We start from the raw sequence: 26,414 nt of genomic DNA on the forward strand, positions 1-26,414 counted from the left end.
GCTCCGCGGCTGCCCCCGGTGTCCTCAGCCTGCGCCCGGTCCGCCGCGCACGTCCCGCCGATTGACGGCTGCCGTCAATCGGCGAGGGCGCTGTCAGTGGTGAGGTGCACGATGGGGACATGAGCGTGCGCATCGACATCACGGAGTTGCGGTTGGAGCAGGTGGCCGTCGTGCCCTCCGCCCTGGCCGAGCTCGGCATGGCGCTGCACGCGCTGTCCGAACCGGGGCACCATCCGGGCCTGCAGGGTTGGGTGACCGGGGTGACGGCCCGCCTCGACCCGCATCTGGCCGACCGGATGTGCGAGGCGGACTTCCTGTGGCGGACGACGTTCTCCGACCTGTTCCAGCCCTTCGCCGGCATCCCGGGCCGCAGCACCCTGCCCGGGGCCACGCTCGCCGAGGACCTCGACCTGCTGGACAAACTGACCGACGCGCAGTTCGTCGATGCCGCCCTTGAGTTCACCTGCACCCCCGCGACCGCCGCGCCGCAGGAAGGAATCCTGGACGATCCGGCGGTGCGCTGCCGGGCTCTGGAGGTGGCCGCCTCCCGCGGGCCGCGGCAGGTGCGTTTCACCCGGCGGCTGCTGGACGACCCGCCCAGTGTGCGGGCGTGGTTGCGTCGCTTCCTGGAGGACTGCGAGGAGGCCTTCTTCGCCGACGTCTGGGCGCGGCTGCGCCACCAACTGGCCGCCGACGCCCGGCACAAGACGGATCTGCTGCGGCGCAAGGGTCTCGCGGAGGCCCTGGCCGCGGTCTCGCCCGCGACGAGCCTCGACGAGGAGCGCGGGCACATCGTCGTGGACAAGCTGGCCCAGGCCCTCACGATCACCGCGGGCGGCGGCCTGCTGCTCGTCCCGACCAGCCTCGGCTGGCCGCATCTGAACGTCCTGCACCGAGCGGGCTGGCAGCCCCTGCTGCACTACCCCGTCGGCTCCCCCGACCTGACCGCGCCCACGTCGGTCGAGGAGCTCACCCTGCGGATGACCGCCCTGTCCCACCCGGTGCGCATGCGCATCTGCCGCCACCTCGCCCGCAGCGCGTACACCACGGGGGAGCTGGCGCGCGTGCACGGCATGTCTCCGCCCGAGATATCCCGGCACCTCGGCGTGCTGAAGAAGGCGGGCCTGATCACCACCCGCCGGCGCGGCCGCTACGTCCTGCACCAGCTGGACGTGACGATGGTGGCCCGGCTCGGCAGCGACTTCCTGGAGGGAATCCTTCGCTAGGGTCTGTCGGCGCCTCAGTCGAAGCGGATGTGACGCAGGCCCACGGCCGTCTGGCGCAGCCGTGTCCGCAGTCGGCTGTCGGAGTTCGGGGTCAGCCGCAGGCCGGCCAGGACGGCGATGCGGTCGGCCGTCTTCGGCACCGTGGTGTGGTCGGTCCACAGGTGCTCCGCGAACTCCGGTTCCCGCAGGCGCTCCAGGCAGTGGTCGAGCTGCTGCACCGCCCAGCTCTCGCGGCGCAGCCCGGCGTTCTTGCCGCCGGCGAACGCCAGGAGGTGACCGAAGCCGCGCTCGCGCAGTCGCTTCAGTACGGTCTCCCGCTCGGCGAGCAGGGTGAAGTGCCGTACGTCATGGCCCAGTTCGCGCAGCCGGCCGACCGTGTCGGCGAAGTGACCGGAGTCGGTGACCGTCATGGGCACGATCACCACGCCCTCCTGCTCGGTCAGCGCGAGGTCGAGCACCTCCACGACGCCCTGCCGCCAGGAGGCCAAGTCCTGGAAGTCGCCGCGCAGTCCGGGCGGCAGCATGCGGCGCAGGCCGAACCCGGCGTGCTCGGGGTCGCAGATGACGCTGCCGGGCAGCCGTCGCCGTATCTCATGAGCCGTCTGTGTCTTGCCGCCACCGAAGGGACCGTTGATCCACAGGAGCATGGCCCGACACCCTACCGGCGCCGCACCCACGGTGACCGACCGCTTCTGCCGATCGGGCCGCCCGCCAGCCAGCCCACATCTGCCGGCCCACCGGTCGGCCACGTCTGCCGGCCCGCCGGTCGTGTCCGCCGGTCAGCCGTGTCCGTCGGTCAGCCGTGTCCGTCGGTCAGCAGTGCCCGTCGCTCAGCCGTGGCCGCCGGCCCGTACCAGCCCGGTTTCGTACGCCAGGACCACCACCTGCACGCGGTCGCGCAGCCCCAGTTTGGTCAGGATGCGGCCCACATGGGTCTTCACGGTCGCCTCCGACAGCACCAGCCGGGCGGCGATCTCGCCGTTGGACAGGCCTTGCGCGACCAGCACCATCACCTCGCGCTCCCGCTCGGTGAGCCGCTCCAGTTCCTTGGCCTGCGGCTCCCGGCCGGCGGACGGCAGCATCGGCGCGAACCGGTCCAGCAGCCGGCGCGTGGTGGACGGCGCGACGACCGCGTCACCGCTGTGCACGGCCCGGATCGCGGCGAGCAGGTCGCCGGGCGGCACGTCCTTGAGCATGAAACCGGAGGCGCCCGCCTTCAGCCCGGAGAAGGCGTACTCGTCCAGGTCGAAGGTGGTCAGGATGAGCACCTTGGGCGGCTCGGGCTCGGAGCAGATGCGCCGGGTGGTCTCCACACCGTCCAGCTTCGGCATGCGCACGTCCATCAGGACCACGTCGACGGCCGTCGAGCGCAGCACCTGCAGGGCCTCGACACCGTCGCCCGCCTCCGCGACGACCTCCATGTCCGGCTGGGCGGCAAGCACCATCCGGAACCCGGTGCGCAGCAGCACCTGGTCGTCGACGAGCATCACGCGGATCGTCATCGGGCCTCTTCCGTTCGGAGTCACAGGGTCGGTCAGTGGGCCGGCTTGAGCGGCAGGAGGGCGCTGATGCGGAATCCTCCGCCGGGGCGCGGTCCGGCGTCCAGGGTGCCGCCGACCATGCCGACCCGCTCGCGCATGCCGATCAGGCCGTGGCCCCGGCCGTCGATGCCGCCCTCCTCGTACAACTCGTGCGGGGCGCCCTTGCCGTCGTCCTCGATGAGCAGGCCGAGCCCGTCGTCGAAGTACACCAGGCGCACACTGGCGCCCGCGTTCGGCCCGCCGTGCTTGCGGGTGTTGGTGAGCGCTTCCTGCACGATCCGGTACGCGGTCAGCTCGACGCCGCTGGGCAGCGGGCGGGGCGTGCCCTCGACGCGGAAGTCGACGGGCAGTCCGGAGCCCCGGCACTGCTCGACCAGGTCCTCGATCTGCTCCACGTCGGGCTGCGGGACGTACTCGCCGCCCTCCTGGTGCTCGCCGGTGCGCAGCACGCCCAGCAGGCGGCGCATCTCGGCGAGGGCCTGCCGGCCGGTGGACGAGATCGTCTCCAGGGCCTTCTTCGCCTGGTCGGGGGCCGCGTCCAGGACATAGGCGGCGCCGTCGGCCTGGACCACCATCACGGACACGTTGTGCGCGACCACGTCGTGCAGCTCGCGCGCGATCCGGGCGCGCTCGGCGGCCACCGCGACCTTCGCCTGCGCCTCGCGCTCCTTCTCCAGACGGGCGGCGCGCTCCTCCAGCTGGGCGTAGTAGGCGCGGCGGGTGCGTATCGAGTCGCCCAGCACCCAGGCCAGCGCGAACGGCACGGTCTGGAAGATCACTATCGCGGCGTGGCCCGCCAGGCCCGTGCCGTCGCTGGGCCAGCGCAGCTGCGCCATGGTGGCCGCGCCCAGGCCCAGGATCAGCGCGAGCCGGGAGGCCCAGCGGGCGCCGGTCGCGGCGACCGTGTAGGTGATCACCAGCATCGCGAAGTCCGCGGTCATGGTGTCGACGTCCAGCGCCAGCTGCACCACGCCGAGCGCGATGGCCAGCAGCAGCATCTTCTCCGGCATGCGCCGGCGCAGCGCGACCACCAGGCACAGCAGCAGCACCACCGGCACGATCAGCGCGGGCGAGCCGGTGCCCCGGTTCGCCTGGCCTGCCCCCGCGGCCATCAGCGACAGCCCGCACAGGACGAGCGCCCAGAAGGCGTCGACCCCGGTCGGGTGTCTGCGGAGGAAGTCGTAGAGGCGCTGCACGTAACCCAGCGTAGGCAAGCGAGATAGGTGCAGGGGTCAACCGGAGGGTCGATCCCCGCCCGGTGAGCCTACTCCCCAAGGTGGAGGCCGCGATCACCTGTACGCCTAGTCTGTGCGGGTGGGTGAGGAGACGACGGACCGCACGGACGGCGCGGACGGCTGGCGCGGCTGGCGGGCCGCGACCGAGGAAGCGCTGTACGGCGCGCACGGTTTCTACCGGCGTCCGGAGGGCCCGGCCGGGCACTTCCGTACGTCGGTGCACGCCTCCCCGCTGTTCGCACGGGCCGTGGCCGAGCTGCTGGTTTGGGTGGACGAGGCCCTGGGCCGGCCCGCCGCGCTGGACTTCGTGGACATGGCGGCGGGGCGCGGGGAGCTGGCCGCCGGGGTGCTGGCCGCGCTGCCCGCCGAGGTGGCCGCCCGCACGCGCGTGTGCGCCGTCGAGATCGCCGCCCGCCCCGCCGGACTCGATCACCGGATCGAGTGGCTCACCGAGCCGCCGCCGGAGATCACCGGGCTGCTCCTCGCCAACGAATGGCTGGACAACGTCCCCGTCGACGTCGCCGAGGTGGACCCGTCGGGCACCGCCCGGCTGGTACTGGTGCGGCCCGACGGCACCGAGCGGCTCGGCGAGCCCGTGTCGGGCCGGGACGCGGCATGGCTGGCGCGCTGGTGGCCGCTGACCGGGGAGCCGGGGCTGCGCGCGGAGATCGGGTGGCCCCGCGACGAGGCGTGGTCGATGGCGGCCGGCCGCGTCGCACGAGGGCTCGCGGTGGCCGTGGACTACGCGCACACGGCACGGACGCGGCCGTTGTTCGGCACGCTGACGGGCTTCGCCAAGGGACGCGAGACGACGCCCGTACCGGACGGATCGTGCGACATCACGGCGCATGTGGCGCTGGACGCGTGCGCCCTGCCGGGCGGGCGGACCCTCCCCCAGCGCGACGCCCTGCGCGCCCTCGGCATCACCGGCGCACGCCCCCCGCTCACGCTCGCCTCCACGGACCCCGCCGCATATGTACGCGCCCTCGCGAGCGCCGGTGAGGCCGGGGAGCTGACCGCGCCGGGCGGCCTCGGCGACTTCGGGTGGCTGCTGCAGCCGGTGGGCGTCCCCGACCCGCTCACAGCCGTGTGACCCGCCGGGCGGTGCCCTCCGGGCGGTGCCGCCCCCGCCGCGTGACCTACTTGTCGATGTCGCCGACCACGAAGAACATCGACCCCAGGATCGCCACCATGTCCGCGACCAGCGTCCCCGGCAGCAGCTCGGTCAGCGCCTGGATGTTGTTGTACGACGCCGAGCGCAGCTTCAGCCGGTACGGGGTCTTCTCCCCCTTGCTCACCAGGTAGTACCCGTTGATCCCGAGCGGGTTCTCGGTCCACGCGTACGTGTGCCCCTCGGGCGCCTTCAGGACCTTCGGCAGCCGCTGGTTGATCGGCCCCGGCGGCAGCTCGGCGAGCCGGTCGAGGCAGGCGTCGGCCAGGTCGAGGGCGTTGTGCGTCTGCTCCAGCAGGCACTCGAAGCGGGCCAGGCAGTCGCCCTCGGTCCGGGTGACCACCTTCAGCGTGTCCTGCAGTTCCCCGTAGGCCAGGTACGGCTCGTCGCGGCGCAGGTCGAAGTCGACGCCGGAGGCGCGCGCGATGGGGCCGCTCACCCCGTACGCGTGCACCGTCGCGGGCGCGAGCGTGCCCACGTCCCGGGTGCGTCCGCGGAAGATCTCGTTGCCGAGGACCAGGTCGTCGAAGACGTCCATCCGGGAGCGCACCGCGGCCACGGCCTCACGCGCGCGTGCGCTCCAGCCGGCCGGCAGGTCCTCCTTGAGGCCGCCGACGCGGTTGAACATGTAGTGCATACGCCCGCCGGAGACCTCCTCCATGACGTTCTGCAGCACCTCGCGCTCGCGGAACGCGTAGAAGACCGGCGTGATCCCGCCCAGCTCCAGCGGGTAGGAGCCGAGGAACATCAGGTGGTTGAGCACCCGGTTCAGCTCCGCGAGCAGCGTGCGCGTCCACACCGCGCGCTCGGGCACCTCCATGCCGAGCATCCGCTCGACGGCGAGGACCACGCCCAGCTCGTTGGAGAACGCGGACAGCCAGTCGTGGCGGTTGGCGAGCACGATGATCTGGCGGTAGTCGCGCGCCTCGAAGAGCTTCTCCGCCCCGCGGTGCATATAACCGATCACCGGCTCGGCGCGCATGATGCGCTCGCCGTCCAGCACGAGCTTCAGCCGCAGCACGCCGTGCGTGGACGGGTGCTGAGGCCCGATGTTGAGCACCATGTCGGTGCTCTCCGCGGCACCGCCGATCCCGACCATGGTCTCCGTCGTAGGAGTCATGGACACAGTCTCCCCTACGTACCCTGGCCGCATGGAGACGGGGAGCCCGCACGACCGGCGGGATGCGGCGGACACGGGGACGAGCGCGGGTGCGGCGGTGCAGGGGGCGGAGCCGGTGTGGACCGGGCTGCCGCCGGGGCTGCTGCGGATGCGGCGGCTGTTGCTGGTGGTGTGGCTGGGGGTGATCGCCCTGGCCGGCGGACTGCTGCTCGGGCTGCTGGTCGGGCCGGCCTGGGCGTCCTTCGCGGCGCTGCCCGTCGCCCTGGCGGCGTGGGGCTGGGTGCTGCTCGGCCGCAACTGGCGGTCCTGGCGGTACGCCGAGCGCGCCGACGACCTGCTGATCAGCCGGGGTGTGCTGTGGCGCGAGGAGACCGTCGTGCCGTACGGACGGATGCAGTTGGTGGAGGTCACCTCCGGTCCCGTCGAGCGGTACTTCGGGCTGGCCAGCGTGCAGTTGCACACGGCGGCCGCGGCGACCGACGCGACCATCCCCGGCCTGGACCCGGCCGAGGCGGAACGGCTGCGCGACCGGCTCACCGAGCTGGGCGAGGCCCGATCGGCCGGGCTGTGACGGCGGGCGGGCCCGCCGGCGGCGCGGGCACGGAGCCGGCCGTCGCCGGTGCCGGCGGGGAGCCGGGTGTCGTGGCGGCCGGCGGGGAGCCGGGTGTCGTGGAGCGGCGGCTGCATCCGGTGACGCCGTTGCGGCGGGCGTGGGCGCCGATCGCGGTGATCGCGGGCTGGGCGGTGCACGACCCCGACCAGGCGCAGCGGCAGCTGGCCCGGCTGACCACCACGACGCTGCTGCTCGCGCTCGCCGTCCTCGTCCCGGCGGCCGCCCTGTACGGCTTCCTGACCTGGTGGTTCACCCACTACGCGGTGACCGACACGGAGTTGCGCATCCGCACCGGGCTGATGTTCCGCCGCAGCGCGCACATCCGGCTGGAACGCATCCAGGCGATCGACGTCACGCAGCCGCTGCTCGCCCGGATCGCGGGGGTGGCGAAGCTGCGGCTCGACGTGGTCGGCGCGGAGAAGAAGGACGAACTGGCGTTCCTCGGTGAGCGCGAGGCGCGTGCGCTGCGCGCGGAACTCCTCGCGCGCGCCGCCGGGTTCGCACCCGAGACGGCGCACGAGGTCGGCGAGGCGCCCGCCCGCGAGGTGCTGCGTGTGCCGCCGCGGATGCTCGCGCTGTCCCTGGCGCTGACGGGCGCCACGTGGGGTTCGCTGGTCGCCGCGCTCGTCGTCCCGCCGGTGCTCTGGCTGGTCACCCACAGCCTGTGGACGGTCCTCGGGACCGCGGTGCCGCTGCTCGGCACGGCGGGGGCGAGCAGCGTGGGGCGGTTCGTCGCGGAGTACGACTGGACGGTCGGCGAGTCACCGGACGGGCTGCGCATCGACCGGGGGCTGCTGGACCGCGTCCATGAGACGGTGCCGCCGGGGCGGGTGCAGACGGTGCGGATCGTGCAGCCGCTGCTGTGGCGCCGGCAGGGGTGGGTACGGGTCGAACTGGACGTGGCCGGGTCGTCCAACTCCGTGCTCGTGCCGGTCGCTCCGCGGGAGGTCGCCGAGGCGGTCGTCGCGCGCGTCCTGCCGGGGGTGGCCGTGCCGGCGATGTCGTCGCTGTCGCGGCCGGGACGGCGGGCCGGGTGGTGCGTGCCGGTGTGGTGGCGGGGGTACGGGCTCGCGGTCGGCGAGGAGGTGTTCGCCGCGCGGCACGGGTTGCTGCGGCGGCGTCTCGCGCTCGTGCCGCACGCCAAGGTGCAGAGCGTGCGGATCACCCAGGGGCCGTGGGAGCGGCTGTGGGGGCTGGCCGACGTGCATGTGGACACGGGGGCCGACAAGACGGTCACGGCTCGGTTGCGGGGCGCGGCGGAGGCGGCGGAGTTGCTGCGGGGGCAGGCGGAGCGGTCCCGGACGGGACGTCGCGCCGCACGGGCGGACCGCTGGATGACCTAGCCTGCGACGCCGGGTGCCTGCGGCGCGAGGGGTGCGTTGTCGGCTGTGGGTGCACTGTGGCTGGTCGCGCAGTTCCCCGCGCCCCTAGGTGACTGCGGTTGCCGCCCGCCCTGAACGGACCCTCCGCCCCACACCCCCCACCCCGGCCCCGCCCCAGAAACAGCCAGTAGGCGCTACGCACGCCACGACGCAACCGCAACGGGCCGCCGCAGGCACCAAAGGGACGCGGGGAACTGCGCGAGCAACCACCCAAGCACCCGCAGACGCACCGGAAAGTGCAGGCGCACCCGCACCCCGCCCGACAGACCGACGGAGTCAGGACGCTGCGCTGCGCAGGCTCTGCACGTCGATCTGCTCTGTTTCGTCGTGGGCCGTCAGGTCGATGACCTGGCCCGCGCGGGGTGTGGTCTCGTCGGCCGGCTTGAAGCCGGACTCCGCCTTGTGCAGCGCGAGCGCCTCCTGGCCGACGACGTCCGCGAGGTCCTCGTTCTGGACGGCTTCCAGGGCCGCCGGCGTCGGGGACGCCTTCGTACCGAAGAAGTCGAAGTCGCCGTCGGTCACGGGACGCCGTACCGGCGGTGCGGGCGGTACGACGGCCACGGCGGTCGGCACGGCGAAGTGCCCGCCGCCCTGGCTCTCCGGCGTCTCGCCGGCGGCGGCCGCGTGCTCCTGCGCGTCGGCCGCCCCGGGCTTCCCCGCCGCCTCGTCCTCCCGCTCGGCGCCGGTGGCGAGGCGGACCAGCGCCGCGTTCGCCGCCTGGAACAGGCGCGCGCCCTCCCGGGAGAAGGCCGCAGGGGCCGGGCTCACCGGCTTGTCCGCGGGCGCCGCGTCGGTCTTCGAGGGCGCCGGCGGCAGCGCCCGTACCGGGGCCTCGAGTTCGAGCAGGCGGCGGCCCTCCAGGGCGCTGGCCCGTTCCGTCTCGGCCGTTGCGTAGCGGCGCAGCAGGGCCGCGTGTTCGTTGCGCAGGCCCGCCAGTTCGCTGCGCTTGGCCCGCAGCCGCTGCTCGAGCTTGGCGCGCAGCTCGCGCGACTCCTCCAGGTCCGTCTCCAGTTCGGCGACCCGCTCCTCGAAGCGCCACTCGTCGCTGGCACGCGCGCGCGTGAGGTCGGCCACCTGCTTGCCCGCCTGGATGTCCCAGCGCCGCATGACGAACGCGCCGAGGACCGCCGTCACCGCACCCGCCCCGGCCAGGACCCGCAGCACCAGGGCGTCCGTGGACACCCAGGGGCCTAGGGCGCAGACGACCGAGACGCCTGCGATCGCCGACGGTGGCAGCACCCTGTGCAAGGGCGGGGAATGACGGTGACGTCCACGTGGCATGGCCAGAAACTTACCGCGCGTAGGCGGCTCGTGAAGCCCCGGGCCGTAAAAACAAAGCCATCCGCAAAGGTTCACGGAGCATCAGCAAAAGCCAAGGGGCACAAGGCCTGCGGTCGGCCCAGGTCAGCCCGCCGTCAGCCGGCCGCTCAGCCACGCCAGCGACTCGGGGATCTCGCGCCGCCAGGTGTTGAAGTTGTGCCCGCCGCTGTCGAGGATGATGGACGAGATACGGGTCGTACCGGTCGCCTTCACCGCGTCGATGAACTTCGTCGTGCTCTTGTAGTTGTTCTCGCCCACCTTGCTGCTGGTGACGAGCAGCGAGGTGTCGGACGCCGGCATGTGCTTGAGGTACCACATCAGGTCGGCGCGGTTGCGCAGCTGCTTGTCCCCGTGGAAGAGGTCGCCCGTCGTCGGGTCGACGGGCGCCTTGTAATAGGGGGACAGGCCCACGGCCGCCGCGTACGCGGACGGGTGGTGCAGGGCGAACTTCAGCGCGCAGTAGCCGCCGGTGGAGTCGCCAATGACGCCCCAGGAGCCGGCGCCGCGGCCCACCCGGTAGTGCGCCGACACCGCCTGCGGCAGGTCCTTGGCGAAGAACGTCTCCGTCTGCGGGCCGCCGGGCACGTCCACGCACTCGGTGTCGCGCGGGGGCGCGACCGTCGGGCGCATCATCACCAGGATCATCGGCTGCATCCGGCCCCGCCCGGCGAGATCGCGCGCGGTGCGCGGGTAGTGCAGCTTGTCCACCAGCGCCTCGGCCGTCCCCGGGTACCCGGTCAGTACGACGGCCGCGGGGAACGTGCGCTTGGCGTACTGCTTCTGGAAGTACTCCGGCGGCAGGTAGACGAACGCGGGCGTGGCGATGTGGGTCGTGGAGCCCGTGATGGCGACCTTCTGGATCTGCCCGCCGATCTCCGGCCGGCCCCCGCCCGCCTTGCTCACCTTGCGGGTGTCGAGCACCTGGAGCGGGCCCCCGTCGGGGCCGTGCGCGTTGTGATCGACGACCACGCCCGCGCCGTTCTCCTGCCCGAAGAGGTCGGCCCAGCTGGCGTAGAAGCCGAAGGAACGGTTCGCCGCGAGCCCCACGCACGCGAACAGCGTCACCTGCGTGACGAGCAGCAGCCCGACCCGCCCGGCGATCGCGCGCCAGTTGCGGCGTGACAGTCGCGGCCACAGCCACACCGTGCCGACGAACAGCACCGCGGCGACCACGATCGCCAGCAACAGCACCTTCTTGCTCGTGAGACCCATGGGGTGTTCCTGCCTGCGCTTTCCATCCGGGACCGGCGCATCTCCCCGCTTCCTCCGCGAAGGCTTGCCCCGGACTTTCCTCGGCCTTTGAACCGGCTTTGTCGGGGCGAGTGAACCTCTCTCCCCTGGACACCGTCCTAGAGGACGCAATGTCGCCGGATGCCCGATACGGCACCGGGTTCAAGGTCTCTCGCAGAACTACGGGATGCGATGTCTGTCAGGGAAGATGGGGAAATGTCGGACGGGGTTCCGAGCCGATCAAGCCGGGTGCGGCGCTTCGTGCGCGGCCCGCGCCCCGAGGCCAGTCCGGTCCTCGTCGGCAGAGCGGCCGCGCTCGTGGGTGTCCTGGACATCGCCGCGGGGGTCTTCCCGCGGTTCAGGCACAGCCGTATGCACGCGATCGCCGAGGTGCTGCCCGGATCGTTCGGGCCGTTCGCGGCCGCGGTCTCGCTGGCCGACGGAATCCTGCTGCTGCTGCTCGCCCACGGTCTCAAGCGCGGCAAGCGCCGCGCCTGGCGCGCCGCCGTCGTCCTGCTGCCGGTGGGCGCGGTGGCCCAGTTCGTGTACCGGCACTCGGTCATCGGGGTGCTGATCTCCGCGGCGCTGCTCGCGCCGCTGATCCTGCACCGCGACCAGTTCACGGCTCTGCCCGACCCACGCAGCCGCTGGCGGGCCCTGGCCAACTTCGTCCTCATGAGTGCCGGTTCCCTCGTGCTGGGCCTCATCATCGTCAGCGTCCACCCGAACCGGATGGTCGGCGACCCGAGCCTGGCCGACCGGATCACGCACGTGCTCTACGGCCTGTTCGGCTTCGAGGGCCCCGTCGACTACCAGGGCAACACCTCCTGGACCGTCGCCTTCTCCCTCGGCGCGCTCGGCTGGCTGACCGCCGTCACCACCATCTACCTGGCCTTCCGCCCCGAGCACCCGGCCGCCCGGCTCACCGAGGACGACGAGGCGCGGCTGCGGGACCTGCTCGCCAAGCACGGCGGCCGCGACTCCCTCGGCCACTTCGCGCTGCGCCGCGACAAGGCCGTCGTCTTCTCCCCCAGCGGCAAGGCCGCCGTCACCTACCGCGTCGTCTCCGGCGTGATGCTCGCCAGCGGCGACCCCATCGGCGACGTCGAGGCCTGGCCGGGCGCCATCGAGCGCTTCATGGACGAGGCCAAGGCCCACTCCTGGACGCCCGCCGTGGTCGGCTGCTCCGAGACCGGCGGCGAGGTGTGGACCCGCGAGACCGGCCTCGACGCCCTCGAACTGGGCGACGAGGCGGTGGTGGACGTCAAGGATTTCTCCCTGTCCGGCCGTGCGATGCGCAACGTGCGCCAGATGGTCAAGCGCATCGAGCGGGCCGGTTACGAGACGCGGGTCCGGCGTATCGGTGACCTCGGCGAGGCCGAGCTGGAGCGCATCCGGCGCGCCGCCGACGACTGGCGCGGCACCGACACCGAGCGCGGTTTCTCCATGGCGCTGGGCCGCCTCGGCGACCCCGCCGACGCCGACTGCCTGGTCGCCACCGCCCACAAGTCCGACGACGAACCCGGCGCGTACGGCGATCTCAAGGCGATCCTGCACTTCGTGCCCTGGGGCAGCGACGGCGTCTCGCTGGACCTGATGCGGCGCGACCGCAGCGCCGACCCCGGCATGAACGAACTGCTGATCGTGGCCGCCCTGCAAGCCGCCCCGAAGCTCGGCATCGAGCGCATCTCGCTGAACTTCGCCGTCTTCCGCTCCGCGCTGGCGCGCGGCGAGAAACTCGGCGCCGGCCCGGTGCTGCGCACCTGGCGCGGACTGCTGATCTTCCTTTCGCGCTGGTTCCAGATCGAGTCCCTGTACAAGTTCAACGCCAAGTTCCAGCCGCGCTGGGAGCCGCGCTTCATCGTCTACCGCGCCTCCGCCGACCTGCCGCGCATCGGCTTCGCCTACATGCAGGCCGAGGGCTTCGTGAACCTCGCGCCGCCGCTGCCGCGCTTCCTGCGCCGCCGCAGCGCCGCCCAGCGCCCGTGCGCCCACGGCGTGGCCGAACACGACGTACGCGCGGCCTGACCCCTGCGCCGGGAGGGGTGCGCGCCCCTCCACGCGCGCGTGGGCAACGGCACCGCGCCCCGCGCGCGAGGCGCCCCGGCGGACGGCGAGCGGCCCGGGCGCGGGTCCCCTCAGCACCGGGACCCGCGCCCGGGCCGTACGGCTATACGGCCCCGACGGGGGGCCTACGCTGAACATATGAGCAACCACTGCGGACGCCGACGCGTCGCGGGCCTTCCCGACTGGGACCGCTGCGCGGTCATGGGTGTCGTCAACGTCACCCCCGACTCCTTCTCCGACGGCGGCCGCTGGTTCGACACGACCGCCGCCGTGAAGCACGGCCTCGACCTGGTCGCCCAGGGCGCCGACCTGGTCGACGTCGGCGGCGAGTCGACCCGGCCCGGCGCCACCCGCGTCGACGAGGACGAGGAGCTGCGCCGGGTCATCCCCGTCGTCCGCGGCCTCGCCTCCGAGGGCGTCGTCGTCTCCGTGGACACCATGCGCGCCCGGGTCGCCGCCCGGTCCCTCGCGGCCGGCGCCGCCCTCGTCAACGACGTCAGCGGTGGCATGGCCGACCCCGCGATGATCCCCGCCGTCGCCGACGCCGGCGCCCCCTTCGTCGTCATGCACTGGCGTGGCTTCCTGCAGGGCGGCAACGTCCCGGGCCACTACGCCGACGTCGTCACCGAGGTCGGCGACGAACTCCACGCGCGCGTGCAGGCCGCCCTGGACGGCGGCATCACCCCCGACCGGATCATCGTCGACCCGGGCCTCGGCTTCTCCAAGGACGCCGAGCACGACCTCGCCCTGCTCGCCCACGCCCACCGGCTCCACGCGCTCGGCCATCCGCTGCTCATCGCCGCCTCCCGCAAGCGGTTCCTCGGCCGCATCCTGGCCGGTCCCGACGGCGCGCCCCCGCCCGCCCGGGAACGCGACGCCGCCACGGCCGCCGTCTCCGCGCTCGCCGCGCACGCCGGCGCCTGGGCGGTCCGCGTGCACGAGGTCCGCGCCACGGCGGACGCGGTACGGGTCGCCCGCGCCGTCGAAGGAGCCCGGTGAGCGCCCCGCACACCGACGTCGAACAGGTCGAGGCCGCCAACACGGCCTTCTACGAGGCACTGGAACGGGGCGACTTCGAAGAGGTCGCCTCGGCCTGGCTCACCCCGGCCGACCTCGGCGTCGACGAGACCTACCACGACCCGGCCGACGCCGGCGTCGTCTCCTGCGTGCACCCCGGCTGGCCCGTGCTCACCGGCCGCGGCGAGGTCCTGCGCTCGTATGCGCTGATCATGGCCAACACCGACTACATCCAGTTCTTCCTCACCGACGTCCACGTCTCGGTGACCGGGGACACGGCCGTGGTCACCTGCACCGAGAACATCCTCAGCGGCGGCCCCGCCCCCACCGAGGGCGAGGAGCTGGGACCGCTCGTCGGGCAGCTCGTGGTCGCCACCAACGTGTACCGGCGCACGCCGGAGGGGTGGAAGCTCTGGTCGCACCACGCCTCGCCCGTTCTGGCCGAAAACGACGAGGACGAGAGCGAGGAGTCGCCCTCCTGAGTGGGTAGGTGATCCACGACACCGCCCGCGGAGCCGAGAAGTGGCTGGAATCACGGGCGCCCGGGCCGAAGCGGCCACCAGCCCGTGAGCCAGCGGGTTTCCCAGGGGAAACACGCGGTGAACCCTTCCCGAACCGCGCCGGCCCGGCGCCCCGTGGCCCGGCGCTGTCGGTGCCCGCAGGTAGATTCGACTGAGGCCGACGCACCGCCCGCACGCGGTACGGACCGGCCGCACCCGACGATTGCAGGAGTGATTCGCGTGGATCGTGTCGCGCTGCGCGGCCTGAAGGCCCGCGGGCACCACGGTGTGTTCCCCAAGGAACGCGAAGAGGGCCAGACCTTCATCGTGGACCTGGTGATCGGTCTGGACACCCGGCCGGCCGCGGCGGACGACGACCTGACGAAGACCGTGCACTACGGCATCGTGGCCGAGGAGGTCGTGGCCGCCGTCGAGGGCGAGCCCGTGAACCTCATCGAGACCCTCGCCGAGCGCATCGCCCAGGTGTGTCTGAAGCACGAGGGGGTCAAGGAGGTCGAGGTGTGCGTCCACAAGCCGGACGCGCCGATCACCGTCCCCTTCGACGACGTGACCGTCACGATCACCCGGAGCCGAGTATGACTGCACCCTTCACCAAGGGTCACAGCGACCCGACCGTCCAGCCGGTACCCGCCTCCGTCGTCGAGCAGGTCGACGCCGCCGACACCACGCTGCAGAACCCGAAACGGGCCGTGATCGCCCTCGGCTCCAACCTCGGCAACCGGCTGGAGACCCTCCAGGGCGCCATCGACGCCCTGGAGGACACGCCGGGCGTGCGCGTCAAGGCCGTCTCCCCGGTCTACGAGACCGAGCCGTGGGGTGTGGACCCCGGCAGCCAGCCGTCGTACTTCAACGCCGTCGTGCTGGTGAAGACCACCCTGCCCCCGTCCTCCCTGCTGGAGCGGGCGCACGCCGTGGAGGAGGCCTTCCACCGGGTGCGCACCGAGCGCTGGGGCGCCCGCACCCTCGACGTCGACATCGTCGCCTACGCCGGTGTGGTCTCCGAGGACCCGCACCTCACGCTCCCCCACCCGCGCGCCCACGAGCGTGCCTTCGTCCTCGCCCCCTGGTACGACGTCGAACCCGACGCCGAACTGCCCGGCCGAGGCATGATCGGGCAGCTCCTGGACACCGTCACCCGAGAGGGTGTCGCGCCCCGCAAGGACCTGGAACTCCACCTGCCCGAGTAGTCGTTAAGGTCGAGGCGGGCCGCGTGCGCGGCCGCACAGGACGGGAGCCGCCCGTCACCCGGTCCGGGGGAGCTGAAGGGTCACCGTGAGAGAGCTGCGCATCAGGGTGCTGGCCGGTGTGTTCGTCGTAGCCGGGGTCCTGTCCTGGGCGGGCGCCCGCCTGTGGAACTCGGTGGGGACCCTGCCCAGCGTCCCGCTGGCCGCCCCCATCGTCCTCGCGCTGATCGGGGTGGTCCTGCTCGCGACCGCGCTGTCGCTGCGCGCCCGCCTCAAGGCCCAGCGCGACCGCGTCCCCGACGCCAAGGGCGTGGACCCGCTGATGGCGGCCCGGGCGGTCGTCTTCGGCCAGGCCAGCGCGCTGGTCGCCGCCCTCGTCGCCGGCATGTACGGCGGCACGGGCGTCTTCCTGCTGGAACTCCTCGACATCCCGGCCCGCCGCGACCAGGCCATCTACGCCGGCTTCTCGGTCGTCGCGGGCATCGGCGTGATAGCGGCCGCGATGTTCCTGGAGCGCGTCTGCAAGCTCCCCGAGGACGACGACGAGAACAACAACGGAGCGGCACACCCTGCGTGACACCGCCCCGTACGAGCCCGCGGGGCCGGGGTGAGCCGCTTTTAAAGGCCGCTTTCAGTGGGCCATGATCAGGCTCATCGCCTCGTTGCGGGTCGCCGCGTCCCGCAGCTGACCGCGCACGGCAGACGTAATGGTCTTCGCGCCGGGCTTGCGGATGCCGCGCATCGACATGCACATGTGCTCGCACTCGATGACGACGATGACCCCGCGGGGCTCCAGGATCTCCATCAGGGCGTCCGCGACCTGCGTGGTGAGCCGTTCCTGCACTTGGGGGCGGCGGGCATACACGTCCACGAGCCGCGCCAGCTTGGACAGGCCGGTGATCTTCCCGCTGGTGGACGGGATGTAGCCGACGTGGGCGACGCCCCGGAACGGCACGAGGTGGTGCTCACAGGTCGAGAACACCTCGATGTCCTTCACCAGCACCATCTCGTCGTGGCCCAGGTCGAACGTCGTCGTCAGGACGTCCTCGGGCTTCTGCCACAGGCCCGCGAATATCTCCTTGTACGCCCGGGCCACGCGCCCCGGCGTCTCCCTCAGGCCCTCGCGGTCCGGGTCCTCGCCGACCGCGATGAGGAGTTCGCGTACGGCGTTCTCGGCACGCTTCTCGTCGAACTCGCCGATGGTGCCCTCGCCGTCCAGCGTCACGGGGTCGGTCATCTGGTTCCTCGTTCCTGTACCTGTCACACGTGGGACGCCCACGTGCTTCGAACCGCGGTCACGACAAAGCCGCGCCCCCCAGGCTAGAACCCGGGGGGCGCGGCATCCATTCCGGCCCGGTGGCCGAAACGGCTCAGCTCTCGGGGCGGTCCTCCCGCGCCGGCTCGGTCGCGGGGGCGGGGTCCGCCGCCGTCGACTTGGCCGTGCTGATCGCAGGCGTCGCGCCGTTGGCGCCGTTCGTCAGGGCGAGCTCCTTCGGGGAGAGCACCGGCGGACGGGTGGACGGCGTACGACGGGAGGAACCGGTCCAGGCGGGCCGCGGCGGGCGCTTGACGATGGGGGCGAAGATCTCGGCGATCTCCTCCTTGCCCAGCGTCTCCTTCTCCAGCAGCTGCAGGACGAGGTTGTCGAGCACGTCGCGGTTCTCGACCAGGATCTCCCAGGCCTCGTTGTGCGCGGTCTCGATGAGCTTCTTGACTTCCTCGTCCACCAGCGCGGCGACCTCCTCGGAGTAGTCGCGCTGGTGGGCCATCTCACGGCCCAGGAACGGCTCGCTGTTGTCGCCGCCGAACTTGATCGCGCCGAGACGCTCGGTCATGCCGTACTGGGTGACCATCGCGCGGGCCAGGTTGGTGGCCTTCTCGATGTCGTTCGCGGCGCCCGTGGTCGGGTCGTGGAAGACCAGTTCCTCGGCCGCGCGACCGCCCAGCATGTACGCGAGCTGGTCGAGCATCTCGTTGCGGGTGGTGGAGTACTTGTCCTCGTCCGGCAGCACCATCGTGTAGCCCAGGGCACGGCCGCGGGACAGGATGGTGATCTTGTGGACGGGGTCGGAGTTCGGTGAGGCCGCCGCGACCAGGGCGTGACCGCCCTCGTGGTACGCGGTGATCTTCTTCTCCTTGTCCGACATGATGCGGGTCCGCTTCTGCGGGCCGGCGACGACGCGGTCGATCGCCTCGTCCAGCATCTTGTTGTCGACCAGCTTCTGGTTCGAGCGGGCCGTGAGCAGCGCGGCCTCGTTCAGCACGTTGGCGAGGTCGGCACCGGTCATGCCGGGGGTGCGCCGGGCGACGGCCGAGAGGTCGACGTCCGGGGCGACCGGCTTGCCCTTCTGGTGGACCTTGAGGATCTCCAGACGGCCCTGCAGGTCCGGCGGGTCGACGGCGATCTGCCGGTCGAAGCGTCCGGGGCGCAGCAGCGCCGGGTCGAGGATGTCGGGCCGGTTGGTGGCGGCGATCAGGATGACGCCGCCCTTCACGTCGAAGCCGTCCATCTCGACGAGCAGCTGGTTCAGGGTCTGCTCGCGCTCGTCGTGACCACCGCCGAGGCCGGCGCCGCGGTGGCGGCCGACCGCGTCGATCTCGTCGACGAAGACAATGGCCGGGGCGTTCGCCTTGGCCTGCTCGAACAGGTCTCGGACCCGGGAGGCACCGACACCGACGAACATCTCGACGAAGTCGGAACCGGAGATCGAGTAGAACGGCACGCCCGCCTCGCCGGCGACGGCGCGTGCGAGCAGTGTCTTGCCCGTACCCGGGCGGCCGTAGAGCAGGACGCCCTTGGGGATCTTGGCGCCGACGGCCTGGAACTTGGCCGGCTCCTGGAGGAACTCCTTGATCTCCTGGAGCTCCTCGACGGCCTCGTCGCAGCCGGCGACATCGGTGAACGTCGTCTTGGGGGTGTCCTTGGTGATGAGCTTGGCCTTGGACTTGCCGAAGTTCATCACGCGGCTGCCGCCGCCCTGCATCTGATTCATCAGGAACAGGAACACGACGACGATGAGGACGAAGGGCAGCAGGGAGAGCAGGATCCCGAGGAACGGGTTCTGCTTCGAGGGCGAGACCGTGTAGCCCTTCGGGATCTGCTTGTCCTGGTACTTGGTCTGCAGCGTGCCGGCGATGGTCACGCCCTGGTCGCCGATGTAGCTGGCCTGGATCTTCGAGCTGCCCTGAACCTTGACGCCGTCCTTGAGCTCGACCTTGATGGTCTGCTCGTCGCCGGTGGTGAGCTTGGCCTGCTCGACCTTGTTGTCGTTGATGGCCTGGACCACCTGGCCGGTGTCCACCGTCTTGTAGCCACCGGACGAGCCGACGACCTGCATCAACACGACCACGGCAAGGACGGCCAGCACGATCCACATGACCGGCCCACGGAAGTATCGCTTCACGTCCATCCACACGGAGCGGTGCCGCCCCGTCCCTCCTGCCATAGTGAGTTTGATAAGACAGTTCTTCTGACGGTACCCCAGCCTTGGCGTCCGAAGCCGCACAGGAGCGCTGACGAACCCGTCTGCATGCTCCAACGGCGCGAGGCCCGCCGGGGTTCCCGATCGTCGCAGGGACCGTGCCCGGGTGGGCTAGCCGCCGTAGACGTGAGGCGCGAGCGTACCGACGAACGGCAGGTTGCGGTACTTCTCGGCGTAGTCGAGGCCGTAGCCGACGACGAACTCGTTGGGGATGTCGAAGCCGACCCACTCCACGTCGATGGCGACCTTCGCGGCGTCCGGCTTGCGCAGCAGCGTGCACACCTTCAGCGAGGCGGGCTCGCGCGAGCCGAGGTTGTTGATCAGCCAGGACAGGGTCAGCCCGGAGTCGATGATGTCCTCGACGATCAGGACGTGCCGGCCCTTGATGTCGGTGTCGAGGTCCTTGAGGATCCGCACGACACCGGAGGACTGGGTGCCGGCGCCGTAGGAGGAGACGGCCATCCAGTCCATGGTGACGGGGGTGGACAGCGCCCGGGCCAGGTCGGCCATGACCATCACGGCGCCCTTGAGCACACCGACGATCAGCAGGTCCTTGCCCGCGTACTCCGCGTCGATCTTCGCGGCCAGCTCGGCCAGCTTCGCGTCGATCTCTTCTTTGGTGATGAGCACCTGCTGAAGGTCGGCACCCATGTCTTTCGCGTCCACCCGCATCACTTTCGGTCGGTCGTCCCACCGGCCGGTCCGGCCCCTGCCGCAGGTGCGAAAGGGGTCGGCACTCAGCCTTGCCGAATCACCAGTCTGCCACCCTGGCGCTGGGCGACGACTTTGCCGGGCAGATTGATGGCGCCCTGACCCCGCCAGCCGGTGATCAGCCGGTCCATCTCCTCGATGTGCCGGGCGAACAGCGAACCGGCCGGCGCACCGGCCTCGATGGCGGCGCGGCGCAGGATCCGGCGGCGTACGGCGGGCGGGAGCGCGTAGAGCTTGGCGCACTCCAGCCGGCCGGCCGCGTCGCGCACCCCGGCCTCGGCCTGGCTGGCCCAGGCGTCGAGGGCGTCGGCGTCGTCACGGGAGAGCTGGGCCGTCCGGGCGAGGGCCTCGACCACGCCCTTGCCGAGGGCCTTCTCCAGGGCGGGCAGGCCCTCGTGGCGCAGCCGGGAGCGGGTGTAGGCGGGGTCGGCGTTGTGCGGGTCGTCCCAGACGGGCAGGGACTGGACCATGCAGGCCTTGCGGGCGGTCTGCCGGTCGAGCTGGAGGAAGGGCCGCCGGTAACGGCCGCCGGCCCCCGAGACCGCGGCCATGCCCGACAGGGAGCGGATGCCCGAGCCGCGGGCGAGACCGAGCAGGACGGTCTCGGCCTGGTCGTCGCGGGTGTGGCCGAGCAGGATCGCGGAGGCGCCGTGGCGTTCGGCGGCGGCGTCCAGGGCGGCGTACCGGGCGTCGCGGGCGGCGGCCTCGGGGCCTCCGTCACGGCCGACGGTGACGGCGGTGGACTCCACGGGTGCGAGGCCGAGGTCGGTCAGGCGCAGGACGACCTCGGCGGCGCGCAGGTCGGAGCCGGGCTGCAGGCCGTGGTCGACGGTGATGCCGCCGGCGCGGATCCCGAGGCGGGGGGCCTCGAAGGCGAGGGCGGAGGCGAGCGCCATGGAGTCGGCGCCGCCGGAGCAGGCCACGAGCACGAGCGGCGCGGGCGGGCGCTCGAGGAGGGCGGTCCCGGCGGAGGCGGTGGCCGGTGAGGCGTGCTGTTCGGTGAGGATGTCGTGGAGGACGCGGCGGACCGCCAGGCGTATCGCCGCGACCGCAGGATGGGGACCCATGTCCGGTTCCCTTCAGAAGGCTCGTCGGGGGGTGAACCCGAGTCGGTCACTCAGAGTGTGTAGATGGTGACAGAAACGGGCGGTGACCCGAGCATTGCACGCCTGTCCACGGCTCACGGTCCCTCGGACGGGTGATTGCGGGGGCGTTCTCCTGCCGTCGGCCGGATCGCGTTCACCACGGTGGTCCGCCGTTCACGCCTCGGGCCTGCGGTGCACCCGCGCGACCCAGTCCGCCGGTTTGGAGATCTCCGCCTTGGTCGGGAGTGTGTTCGGGGAGGTCCACACACGGTTGAAGCCGTCCATGCCGACCTCGTCGACGACGGCGCGCACGAAGCGCTCGCCGTCCCGGTACTGCCGCAGCTTGGCGTCCAGGCCGAGCAGTTTGCGCAGGGCGAGGTCCAGGCGGGAGGCGCCCTTGGCGCGGCGCTGCTGGAACTTCTCGCGGATCTCGGCGACGGAGGGCACCACGGAGGGGCCGACGCCGTCCATCACGAAGTCGGCGTGTCCCTCCAGCAGGCTCATCACGGCGGTGAGGCGGCCGAGGATCTCCCGCTGGGCGGGGGTCTGGACGATCTCCACGAGGGAGCGGCCGCCGTCGTCCTCCTCGCCCTCGGGACGGCCGCCGGCCAGCGACTGGGCGGCTTCCCGGACGCGCTCCAGGATGGTCATGGGGTCGACGTCGGTCTCGGCGAGGAACGACTGGATCTCGCCCTCCAGGTGGTCGCGCAGCCACGGCACGGCGCTGAACTGCGTGCGGTGCGTCTCCTCGTGCAGGCACACCCACAGCCGGAAGTCGTGCGGCTGGACGTCGAGTTCGCGCTCGACGTGGACGATGTTGGGGGCGACGAGCAGCAGGCGGCCGCCGCCGTGCTCACCGGCCGGGAGCTCCCGGGTGGCGGGGGCGAACGTCTCGTACTGGCCGAGGACGCGGGACGCGAGGAAGGACAGCAGCATGCCCAGTTCGACGCCGGTGACCTTGCCGCCGACGGCGCCGAGGACCTGACCGCCGGGGGTGCTGCCGCGGCGCTCCTGCATCTTCTGCAGCAGCGGCTTGAGGATCTCGCGGAAGCCGGCGACGTTCGCCTTCACCCAGCCGGGGCGGTCGACGACGAGGACGGGGGTGTCGTGGATCTCGCCGGTCCCCATACGAGTGAAGCCCCGGACGTGTTCCTCCGAGGCCTTGGCGTGGCGGCGCAGTTCCGTGACGACGTCACGGGCCTCCTCGCGGCTGACTTCGGGGCCCGGCCGTACGAGCCGGGTCGCGGTCGCGACCGCGAGATTCCAGTCGATCATCCCAGCAGATGCGGCACCACCGATGCTCGTCATGTGTCAACCGTACGTGAGCGTTCCCGCTTGGGGCAGGCCGTGGACGCGGGTGACGCAGGGGGTGTCCCCGGGGTGCCGGAGCGGTCCTCCGAGGAGGCGGGCCGGCCCGGCACCGCCCCGCGCGGCCACCCCTCGGCCGGGCCCCCGGCACGGCGACCGCCACGACCGGCCGCCGGCCCGCGCGGCGACCGTCGGTCGGCCCCCGCCACGGCGACCGCCACGGCCGGTGGCGCGGTCCCGCCGGCCGGTGCCGCGGCCGTCCCGTCCGGGGCCTGATCCGGTTCAGCTGGCCAGTGCCGTGGCCGCCCGGTCCAGGGCGCGCTGGGCCGCCCCCGCGTCCGTCGATCCGGCCGCGAGGAAGGCGAAGGCCAGGACGTGGCCCCGGGGGTCGACGACCGTGCCGGCGAGGGTGTTGACGCCCGTCAGGGTGCCGGTCTTGGCGCGGACGATGCCGGCCGCGCCGCCCGCGTAGCGCGTGGTCAGGGTGCCGGTGAAGCCGGCGACGGGCAGGCCGGTGAGGACGGGGCGCAGGTCGGGGCGGCCAGGGTCGGCGGCGGTGACCAGGAGGGCGGTCAGCAGGTGGGCGGTGAGGCGGTCGGTGCGGTCGAGGCCGCTGCCGTCCTTGAAGACGGCCCCCGCCAGCGGCAGCCCCAGCCCCGCGAGCTGCCGCTGGATCGCCTCGCCGCCGCCCGTGAAGTCGGGCCGGACGCCCGTGGCGAGGGCGGTCTGGCGGGCCAGGTGCTCGGCGATGTCGTTGTCGCTGTTGGTGAGCATCCGCTCGACCAGCTCGGACAGCGGCGGGGACGTCACGGTCGCGAGCGTCAGGGCGCGCGCGGTGGCCTTGGAGGGGCCGGGTGACGTGGTGCGGATGCCCTGCGCGCCCAGGAAGCCGGCGAACAGGCGGGTGGCGTCCGCGGCGGGTTCGCGGCTGCGGTTGGCGGTGCCGGCCGTCGAGTCGTCCGTGCGGGCCTCGTCCACCATGAGGGCGGTGACGGGGGCGAGGTTCTCGTTCTCCCCGATCGGGTGACGTTCGGGCCCGGCGTACAGGCTCGTGTCGTACGACAGCGTCACCTCGGTCACGCCGCGCTTCTTCAGGGCGGTGGCGGTGGACGCGGCGAGGGCGCGCAGGCTCGCCCAGCCCGCGGCGTCCGCGCGGGCGGTCAGGGTCGGATCGCCGCCGCCGACCAGGATCAGCTCGCGGGTGTCGGGCTCCAGCACCGCGCGCGTGGCGAGGCGGTGGTCGGCGCCCAGGGCCGAGAGCGCGGCGACCGCCGTGGCGATCTTCGTGGTGGACGCGGGGGTGAGCGCGTCGTCGGCGCCGGTGCCGTACAGGCGCCGGCCGGTGGACAGGTCGACGACGACGGCCGCGTGCCGCTCGCCGAGGGCGGGGTCCTTCAGCAGCGGGTCGAGGAGGGCGGCCAGGGCCGGCTCGCCGGGCGCGGACCGCACCGAGGACGCCGAGCGGCCGAGGCCGGTGAGGACCGCGGGCGCGCTGGGCGCGGGCCGGGGCACCCCGCCCGCCGCCCCGGCGGATCCGGACGAATCAGACGTACGGCCGTGATCTGCGCCACCCGGGCCTTCCTGGGCGGCGGCCCACTCCCGTTCGGCCGTACGCTGACCCGAGTCCCAGGGGCCGGCGGCGGTGACGACGCCGGCGGCCAGTGCGAGACCGACGGTGGCGGCACCGGCTGTGTACTGCCAGGTCCTGACGGGCCGCAGCCGAGTGGCGCGTGTGCGCAGCCGGGCGGCGGTGACGGTGGCGGCGCGCCGCAGTCGCGGCCGGACGGCGTGTGCGATCCGCTCCACGTGCGGTCTCGCGGCCCGCCAGGGCCTCAGTTCCGGCACGACCACCAGCCCCTTTCGCGATCACACACTGGCGTGAGGGACACTTAATCACCCGAAGTATGTGTTGATCATGGAGGAGCCACCGGTGGAGTTCGACGTCACGATCGAGATCCCGAAGGGTTCGCGGAACAAGTACGAAGTGGACCACGAGACGGGTCGGATCCGCCTGGACCGGCACCTCTTCACCTCGACGGTCTACCCGGCCGACTACGGCTACATCGAGGGCACGCTCGGCGAGGACGGCGACCCGCTGGACGCGCTGGTCATCCTGGACGAGCCCACCTTCCCCGGCGTGCTGGTGAAGTGCCGCGCCATCGGCATGTTCCGCATGCGCGACGAGGCCGGCGGCGACGACAAGGTGCTGTGCGTGCCCGCGTCCGACCCGCGGATGGAGCACCTGCGCGACATCCACCACGTCTCGGAGTTCGACCGCCTGGAGATCCAGCACTTCTTCGAGGTCTACAAGGACCTGGAGCCGGGCAAGAGCGTCGAAGGCGCGAACTGGGTCGGCCGCTCGGACGCCGAGGCCGAGATCGAGCGCTCCATCAAGCGCAACGAGGCGCACGGCGGCCACTGAGGCCTCCCACGCCCCAGCAGACCGGTGACGGGTCGCACGCGCACGCGTGCGGCCCGTCCGGCGTCTGTGCGCATACTGAGGCCTACGGAGTGTCGTACAGGGAGTGCTGCTGCAAGTGAGCGAGGCGGAGGACCGCAAACCGCAGTCGGACGAGGCGAGGAGCGGCTACGACTCCGAGGTCACGTCCGAGTTCACCATTCCCGCGGGGCTCGCCGTGCCCAAGGTGGGCGGGGAGTCGGAGACGACGTCCGAGTTCGCGCTGCCGAACGGCCTGGAGGCGCCGCAGCCGGCCGGGGCAGAGCCCGAGGGCTCGGCGTTCAGCCCGCCGCGCACCTACAGCGCCAAGGGCGCCCCGCCGGCCTTCACACCGGCCGGCGGCATACCGGCGGTCAGCCTCACCAAGGACGTGCCGTGGCAGGACCGGATGCGCACGATGCTGCGCATGCCGGTGGCCGAGCGGCCGGCGCCGGAGAAGGTGCACAAGCCGGAGGAGGGCGGGCCGGCCGTCCCGCGCGTGCTGGACCTGACGCTGCGTATCGGCGAGCTGCTGCTGGCCGGCGGCGAGGGCGCCGAGGACGTGGAGGCGGCGATGTTCGCGGTCTGCCGCTCCTACGGCCTGGACCGCTGCGAGCCGAACGTCACCTTCACCCTGCTGGCGATCTCCTACCAGCCCTCGCTCGTGGAGGACCCGGTCACCGCGTCCCGGACCGTACGGCGCCGGGGCACCGACTACACGCGTCTTGCGGCCGTGTTCCGGCTCGTGGACGACCTGAGCGACCCGGAGACCCACATCTCCCTGGAGGAGGCCTACCGGCGCCTCGCGGAGATCCGCCGCAACCGGCACCCGTTCCCGACCTGGGTGCTGACCCTGGCCAGCGGACTGCTCGCCGGCGCGGCCTCGCTGCTGGTCGGCGGCGGGGTGCAGGTGTTCGCGGCGGCCATGGTGGGCGCGATGCTCGGCGACCGGCTGGCGTGGCTGTGCGCGGGACGCGGACTGCCGGAGTTCTACCAGTTCACGGTGGCCGCGATGCCGCCGGCCGCGATCGGCATCACGCTGACGCTGGCGCACGCGGACGTGAACGCCTCCGCCGTCATCACCGGTGGCCTGTTCGCGCTGCTGCCCGGGCGGGCGCTGGTGGCGGGCGTGCAGGACGGCCTGACCGGCTTCTACATCACCGCCTCGGCACGGCTGCTGGAGGTGCTGTACTTCTTCGTCGGCATCGTCATCGGCGTCCTGGTGATGCTCTACGTCGGCGTGCAGCTCGGGGCGCACCTCAACCCCGACGCGGCGCTGCGGCTCGAGCAGCGGCCGCTGATCCAGATCGCCGCGTCGATGCTGCTGTCGGCGACCTTCGCGGTGCTGCTCCAGCAGGAGCGCTCCACGGTCCTCGCGGTGACCCTCAACGGGGGCGTGGCGTGGGTCGTGTACGGCGCGATGCACTACACCGGCGATTTCTCGCCGGTGGCGTCCACGGCGGTGGCGGCGGGGCTCGTGGGCCTGTTCGGGCAGCTGCTGTCGCGCTACCGGTTCGTCTCCGCGCTGCCGTACACGACGGCGGCGATCGGTCCGCTGCTGCCGGGTTCCGCGACGTACTTCGGGCTGCTGTCGATCGCGCAGAACGACGTCGACAAGGGGCTCGTGTCCCTGACGAAGGCCGCGGCGCTGGCGATGGCCATCGCCATCGGGGTGAACCTGGGGTCGGAGATCTCCCGGCTGTTCCTGCGGGTCGGCTCCGCCGACAAGCGCCGCGCGGCCAAGCGGACCAGGGGCTTCTGACC

Annotated in this window: 24 protein-coding genes; 12 read left to right on the forward strand and 12 right to left on the reverse strand. The window is 72.4% G+C overall.

The genetic code is table 11. The features are described from left to right. The first annotated feature begins 119 nt into the window (after positions 1 to 119). Positions 120 to 1,226: a DUF5937 family protein gene (locus ACZ64A_RS36035; RefSeq protein ID WP_469816156.1), complete on the forward strand. Its 1,107-nt coding sequence runs from the start codon at positions 120 to 122 to the stop codon at positions 1,224 to 1,226. 14 nt (positions 1,227 to 1,240) lie between these two features. Here ACZ64A_RS36035 and ACZ64A_RS36040 read toward each other — a convergent pair whose 3' ends face one another. From ACZ64A_RS36040 to ACZ64A_RS36050, 3 genes are all read right to left on the reverse strand, one after another. Next, positions 1,241 to 1,873: an AAA family ATPase gene (locus tag ACZ64A_RS36040; RefSeq protein ID WP_469816157.1), complete on the reverse strand. Its 633-nt coding sequence runs from the start codon at positions 1,871 to 1,873 to the stop codon at positions 1,241 to 1,243. Between the two features lie 183 nt (positions 1,874 to 2,056). Continuing rightward, positions 2,057 to 2,728, reverse strand: a complete 672-nt coding sequence (locus ACZ64A_RS36045; protein ID WP_469816158.1) for a response regulator — start codon at positions 2,726 to 2,728, stop codon at positions 2,057 to 2,059. Between the two features lie 32 nt (positions 2,729 to 2,760). Further along, entirely contained in the window at positions 2,761 to 3,963 is a 1,203-nt protein-coding gene (locus ACZ64A_RS36050; protein ID WP_469816160.1) for a sensor histidine kinase, read from the reverse strand. A gap of 118 nt (positions 3,964 to 4,081) precedes the next feature. On the opposite strand from ACZ64A_RS36050, the gene ACZ64A_RS36055 reads away from it, so the two are divergent. Continuing rightward, positions 4,082 to 5,095, forward strand: coding sequence for an SAM-dependent methyltransferase (locus ACZ64A_RS36055; protein ID WP_469816161.1), 1,014 nt, complete (start codon positions 4,082 to 4,084; stop codon positions 5,093 to 5,095). 46 nt (positions 5,096 to 5,141) lie between these two features. Here ACZ64A_RS36055 and ACZ64A_RS36060 read toward each other — a convergent pair whose 3' ends face one another. Next, positions 5,142 to 6,293, reverse strand: coding sequence for an NADH-quinone oxidoreductase subunit D (locus ACZ64A_RS36060; protein ID WP_469816163.1), 1,152 nt, complete (start codon positions 6,291 to 6,293; stop codon positions 5,142 to 5,144). A gap of 31 nt (positions 6,294 to 6,324) precedes the next feature. Here ACZ64A_RS36060 and ACZ64A_RS36065 point away from each other — a divergent pair, with 31 nt between their 5' ends. Further along, positions 6,325 to 6,864 carry a PH domain-containing protein gene (locus tag ACZ64A_RS36065; RefSeq protein ID WP_469816165.1) on the forward strand — a complete coding sequence of 180 codons (540 nt, stop codon included), beginning with the start codon at positions 6,325 to 6,327 and terminating at the stop codon, positions 6,862 to 6,864. Positions 6,865 to 6,935: 71 nt separating this feature from the next. Beyond that, the gene (locus ACZ64A_RS36070; protein WP_469816263.1) at positions 6,936 to 8,249 is read left to right on the forward strand and encodes a PH domain-containing protein; all 1,314 of its coding nucleotides are present in this window, start codon (positions 6,936 to 6,938) and stop codon (positions 8,247 to 8,249) included. A gap of 315 nt (positions 8,250 to 8,564) precedes the next feature. Here ACZ64A_RS36070 and ACZ64A_RS36075 read toward each other — a convergent pair whose 3' ends face one another. Both ACZ64A_RS36075 and ACZ64A_RS36080 read right to left on the reverse strand, forming a co-directional pair. Continuing rightward, on the reverse strand, positions 8,565 to 9,569 hold the full coding sequence (locus ACZ64A_RS36075) for a hypothetical protein (RefSeq protein ID WP_469816166.1): 1,005 nt from the start codon (positions 9,567 to 9,569) through the stop codon (positions 8,565 to 8,567). Between the two features lie 123 nt (positions 9,570 to 9,692). Then, a complete protein-coding gene (locus ACZ64A_RS36080; protein WP_469816168.1) occupies positions 9,693 to 10,820 on the reverse strand; it encodes an alpha/beta hydrolase in 1,128 nt (375 codons plus the stop codon). Positions 10,821 to 11,054: 234 nt separating this feature from the next. Here ACZ64A_RS36080 and ACZ64A_RS36085 point away from each other — a divergent pair, with 234 nt between their 5' ends. The 6 genes from ACZ64A_RS36085 (at position 11,055) to ACZ64A_RS36110 (ending at position 16,204) form a co-directional block, all read left to right on the forward strand. After that, the gene (locus ACZ64A_RS36085) at positions 11,055 to 12,866 is read left to right on the forward strand and encodes a phosphatidylglycerol lysyltransferase domain-containing protein (protein WP_469816170.1); all 1,812 of its coding nucleotides are present in this window, start codon (positions 11,055 to 11,057) and stop codon (positions 12,864 to 12,866) included. A gap of 177 nt (positions 12,867 to 13,043) precedes the next feature. After that, positions 13,044 to 13,904 (forward strand): dihydropteroate synthase, encoded by an 861-nt coding sequence (gene folP, locus ACZ64A_RS36090; protein ID WP_469816172.1) that lies wholly within the window; start codon positions 13,044 to 13,046, stop codon positions 13,902 to 13,904. Then, a complete protein-coding gene (locus tag ACZ64A_RS36095) occupies positions 13,901 to 14,404 on the forward strand; it encodes a nuclear transport factor 2 family protein (RefSeq protein ID WP_469816174.1) in 504 nt (167 codons plus the stop codon). The genes folP and ACZ64A_RS36095 overlap by 4 nt, the downstream gene beginning before the upstream one ends. A 258-nt stretch (positions 14,405 to 14,662) precedes the next feature. Next, entirely contained in the window at positions 14,663 to 15,022 is a 360-nt protein-coding gene (gene folB, locus ACZ64A_RS36100) for a dihydroneopterin aldolase (RefSeq protein WP_469816176.1), read from the forward strand. Beyond that, positions 15,019 to 15,630, forward strand: a complete 612-nt coding sequence (gene folK / locus ACZ64A_RS36105; RefSeq protein ID WP_361633795.1) for a 2-amino-4-hydroxy-6-hydroxymethyldihydropteridine diphosphokinase — start codon at positions 15,019 to 15,021, stop codon at positions 15,628 to 15,630. Before folB ends, folK begins: the two co-directional genes overlap by 4 nt. An 85-nt stretch (positions 15,631 to 15,715) precedes the next feature. Next, positions 15,716 to 16,204, forward strand: a complete 489-nt coding sequence (locus ACZ64A_RS36110) for a DUF3180 domain-containing protein (RefSeq protein ID WP_469816178.1) — start codon at positions 15,716 to 15,718, stop codon at positions 16,202 to 16,204. 54 nt (positions 16,205 to 16,258) lie between these two features. Here the strand turns inward: ACZ64A_RS36110 and folE are convergent, their stop codons facing one another. From folE to dacB, 6 genes are all read right to left on the reverse strand, one after another. Continuing rightward, positions 16,259 to 16,864 (reverse strand): GTP cyclohydrolase I FolE, encoded by a 606-nt coding sequence (gene folE, locus ACZ64A_RS36115; RefSeq protein WP_469816180.1) that lies wholly within the window; start codon positions 16,862 to 16,864, stop codon positions 16,259 to 16,261. A gap of 133 nt (positions 16,865 to 16,997) precedes the next feature. Continuing rightward, entirely contained in the window at positions 16,998 to 19,037 is a 2,040-nt protein-coding gene (gene ftsH, locus ACZ64A_RS36120) for an ATP-dependent zinc metalloprotease FtsH (protein WP_469816265.1), read from the reverse strand. Between the two features lie 183 nt (positions 19,038 to 19,220). After that, positions 19,221 to 19,781: a hypoxanthine phosphoribosyltransferase gene (gene hpt / locus ACZ64A_RS36125; protein ID WP_030342680.1), complete on the reverse strand. Its 561-nt coding sequence runs from the start codon at positions 19,779 to 19,781 to the stop codon at positions 19,221 to 19,223. Between the two features lie 65 nt (positions 19,782 to 19,846). After that, positions 19,847 to 20,887 (reverse strand): tRNA lysidine(34) synthetase TilS, encoded by a 1,041-nt coding sequence (gene tilS / locus ACZ64A_RS36130; RefSeq protein ID WP_469816181.1) that lies wholly within the window; start codon positions 20,885 to 20,887, stop codon positions 19,847 to 19,849. A 192-nt stretch (positions 20,888 to 21,079) separates the two neighbouring features. Continuing rightward, positions 21,080 to 22,213, reverse strand: a complete 1,134-nt coding sequence (locus tag ACZ64A_RS36135; protein WP_469816183.1) for a zinc-dependent metalloprotease — start codon at positions 22,211 to 22,213, stop codon at positions 21,080 to 21,082. Positions 22,214 to 22,495: 282 nt separating this feature from the next. Further along, positions 22,496 to 24,064, reverse strand: a complete 1,569-nt coding sequence (gene dacB / locus ACZ64A_RS36140) for a D-alanyl-D-alanine carboxypeptidase/D-alanyl-D-alanine endopeptidase (protein WP_469816185.1) — start codon at positions 24,062 to 24,064, stop codon at positions 22,496 to 22,498. A 79-nt stretch (positions 24,065 to 24,143) separates the two neighbouring features. Between dacB and ACZ64A_RS36145 the strand changes: the two genes are divergently transcribed. Both ACZ64A_RS36145 and ACZ64A_RS36150 read left to right on the forward strand, forming a co-directional pair. Next, positions 24,144 to 24,635 (forward strand): inorganic diphosphatase, encoded by a 492-nt coding sequence (locus tag ACZ64A_RS36145; RefSeq protein WP_361633932.1) that lies wholly within the window; start codon positions 24,144 to 24,146, stop codon positions 24,633 to 24,635. Positions 24,636 to 24,750: 115 nt separating this feature from the next. Beyond that, complete coding sequence (locus ACZ64A_RS36150; RefSeq protein ID WP_469816186.1) at positions 24,751 to 26,412, forward strand: threonine/serine exporter family protein; 1,662 nt, start codon at positions 24,751 to 24,753, stop codon at positions 26,410 to 26,412. Positions 26,413 to 26,414 lie beyond the last annotated feature (2 nt).

It is taken from the genome of Streptomyces sp. NPDC104814, assembly GCF_055583185.1.

Coding starts and splice junctions, on each gene's coding strand:
- ACZ64A_RS36035 (WP_469816156.1), top strand. CDS start 120: ATGAGCGTGCGCATCGACATCACGGAGTTGCGGTTGGAGCAGGTGGCC.
- ACZ64A_RS36040 (WP_469816157.1), bottom strand. CDS start 1,873: ATGCTCCTGTGGATCAACGGTCCCTTCGGTGGCGGCAAGACACAGACG.
- ACZ64A_RS36045 (WP_469816158.1), bottom strand. CDS start 2,728: ATGACGATCCGCGTGATGCTCGTCGACGACCAGGTGCTGCTGCGCACC.
- ACZ64A_RS36060 (WP_469816163.1), bottom strand. CDS start 6,293: ATGACTCCTACGACGGAGACCATGGTCGGGATCGGCGGTGCCGCGGAG.
- ACZ64A_RS36065 (WP_469816165.1), top strand. CDS start 6,325: ATGGAGACGGGGAGCCCGCACGACCGGCGGGATGCGGCGGACACGGGG.
- ACZ64A_RS36075 (WP_469816166.1), bottom strand. CDS start 9,569: ATGCCACGTGGACGTCACCGTCATTCCCCGCCCTTGCACAGGGTGCTG.
- ACZ64A_RS36080 (WP_469816168.1), bottom strand. CDS start 10,820: ATGGGTCTCACGAGCAAGAAGGTGCTGTTGCTGGCGATCGTGGTCGCC.
- ACZ64A_RS36085 (WP_469816170.1), top strand. CDS start 11,055: ATGTCGGACGGGGTTCCGAGCCGATCAAGCCGGGTGCGGCGCTTCGTG.
- folP (WP_469816172.1), top strand. CDS start 13,044: ATGAGCAACCACTGCGGACGCCGACGCGTCGCGGGCCTTCCCGACTGG.
- folK (WP_361633795.1), top strand. CDS start 15,019: ATGACTGCACCCTTCACCAAGGGTCACAGCGACCCGACCGTCCAGCCG.
- folE (WP_469816180.1), bottom strand. CDS start 16,864: ATGACCGACCCCGTGACGCTGGACGGCGAGGGCACCATCGGCGAGTTC.
- ftsH (WP_469816265.1), bottom strand. CDS start 19,037: ATGGACGTGAAGCGATACTTCCGTGGGCCGGTCATGTGGATCGTGCTG.
- hpt (WP_030342680.1), bottom strand. CDS start 19,781: ATGCGGGTGGACGCGAAAGACATGGGTGCCGACCTTCAGCAGGTGCTC.
- tilS (WP_469816181.1), bottom strand. CDS start 20,887: ATGGGTCCCCATCCTGCGGTCGCGGCGATACGCCTGGCGGTCCGCCGC.
- ACZ64A_RS36135 (WP_469816183.1), bottom strand. CDS start 22,213: ATGACGAGCATCGGTGGTGCCGCATCTGCTGGGATGATCGACTGGAAT.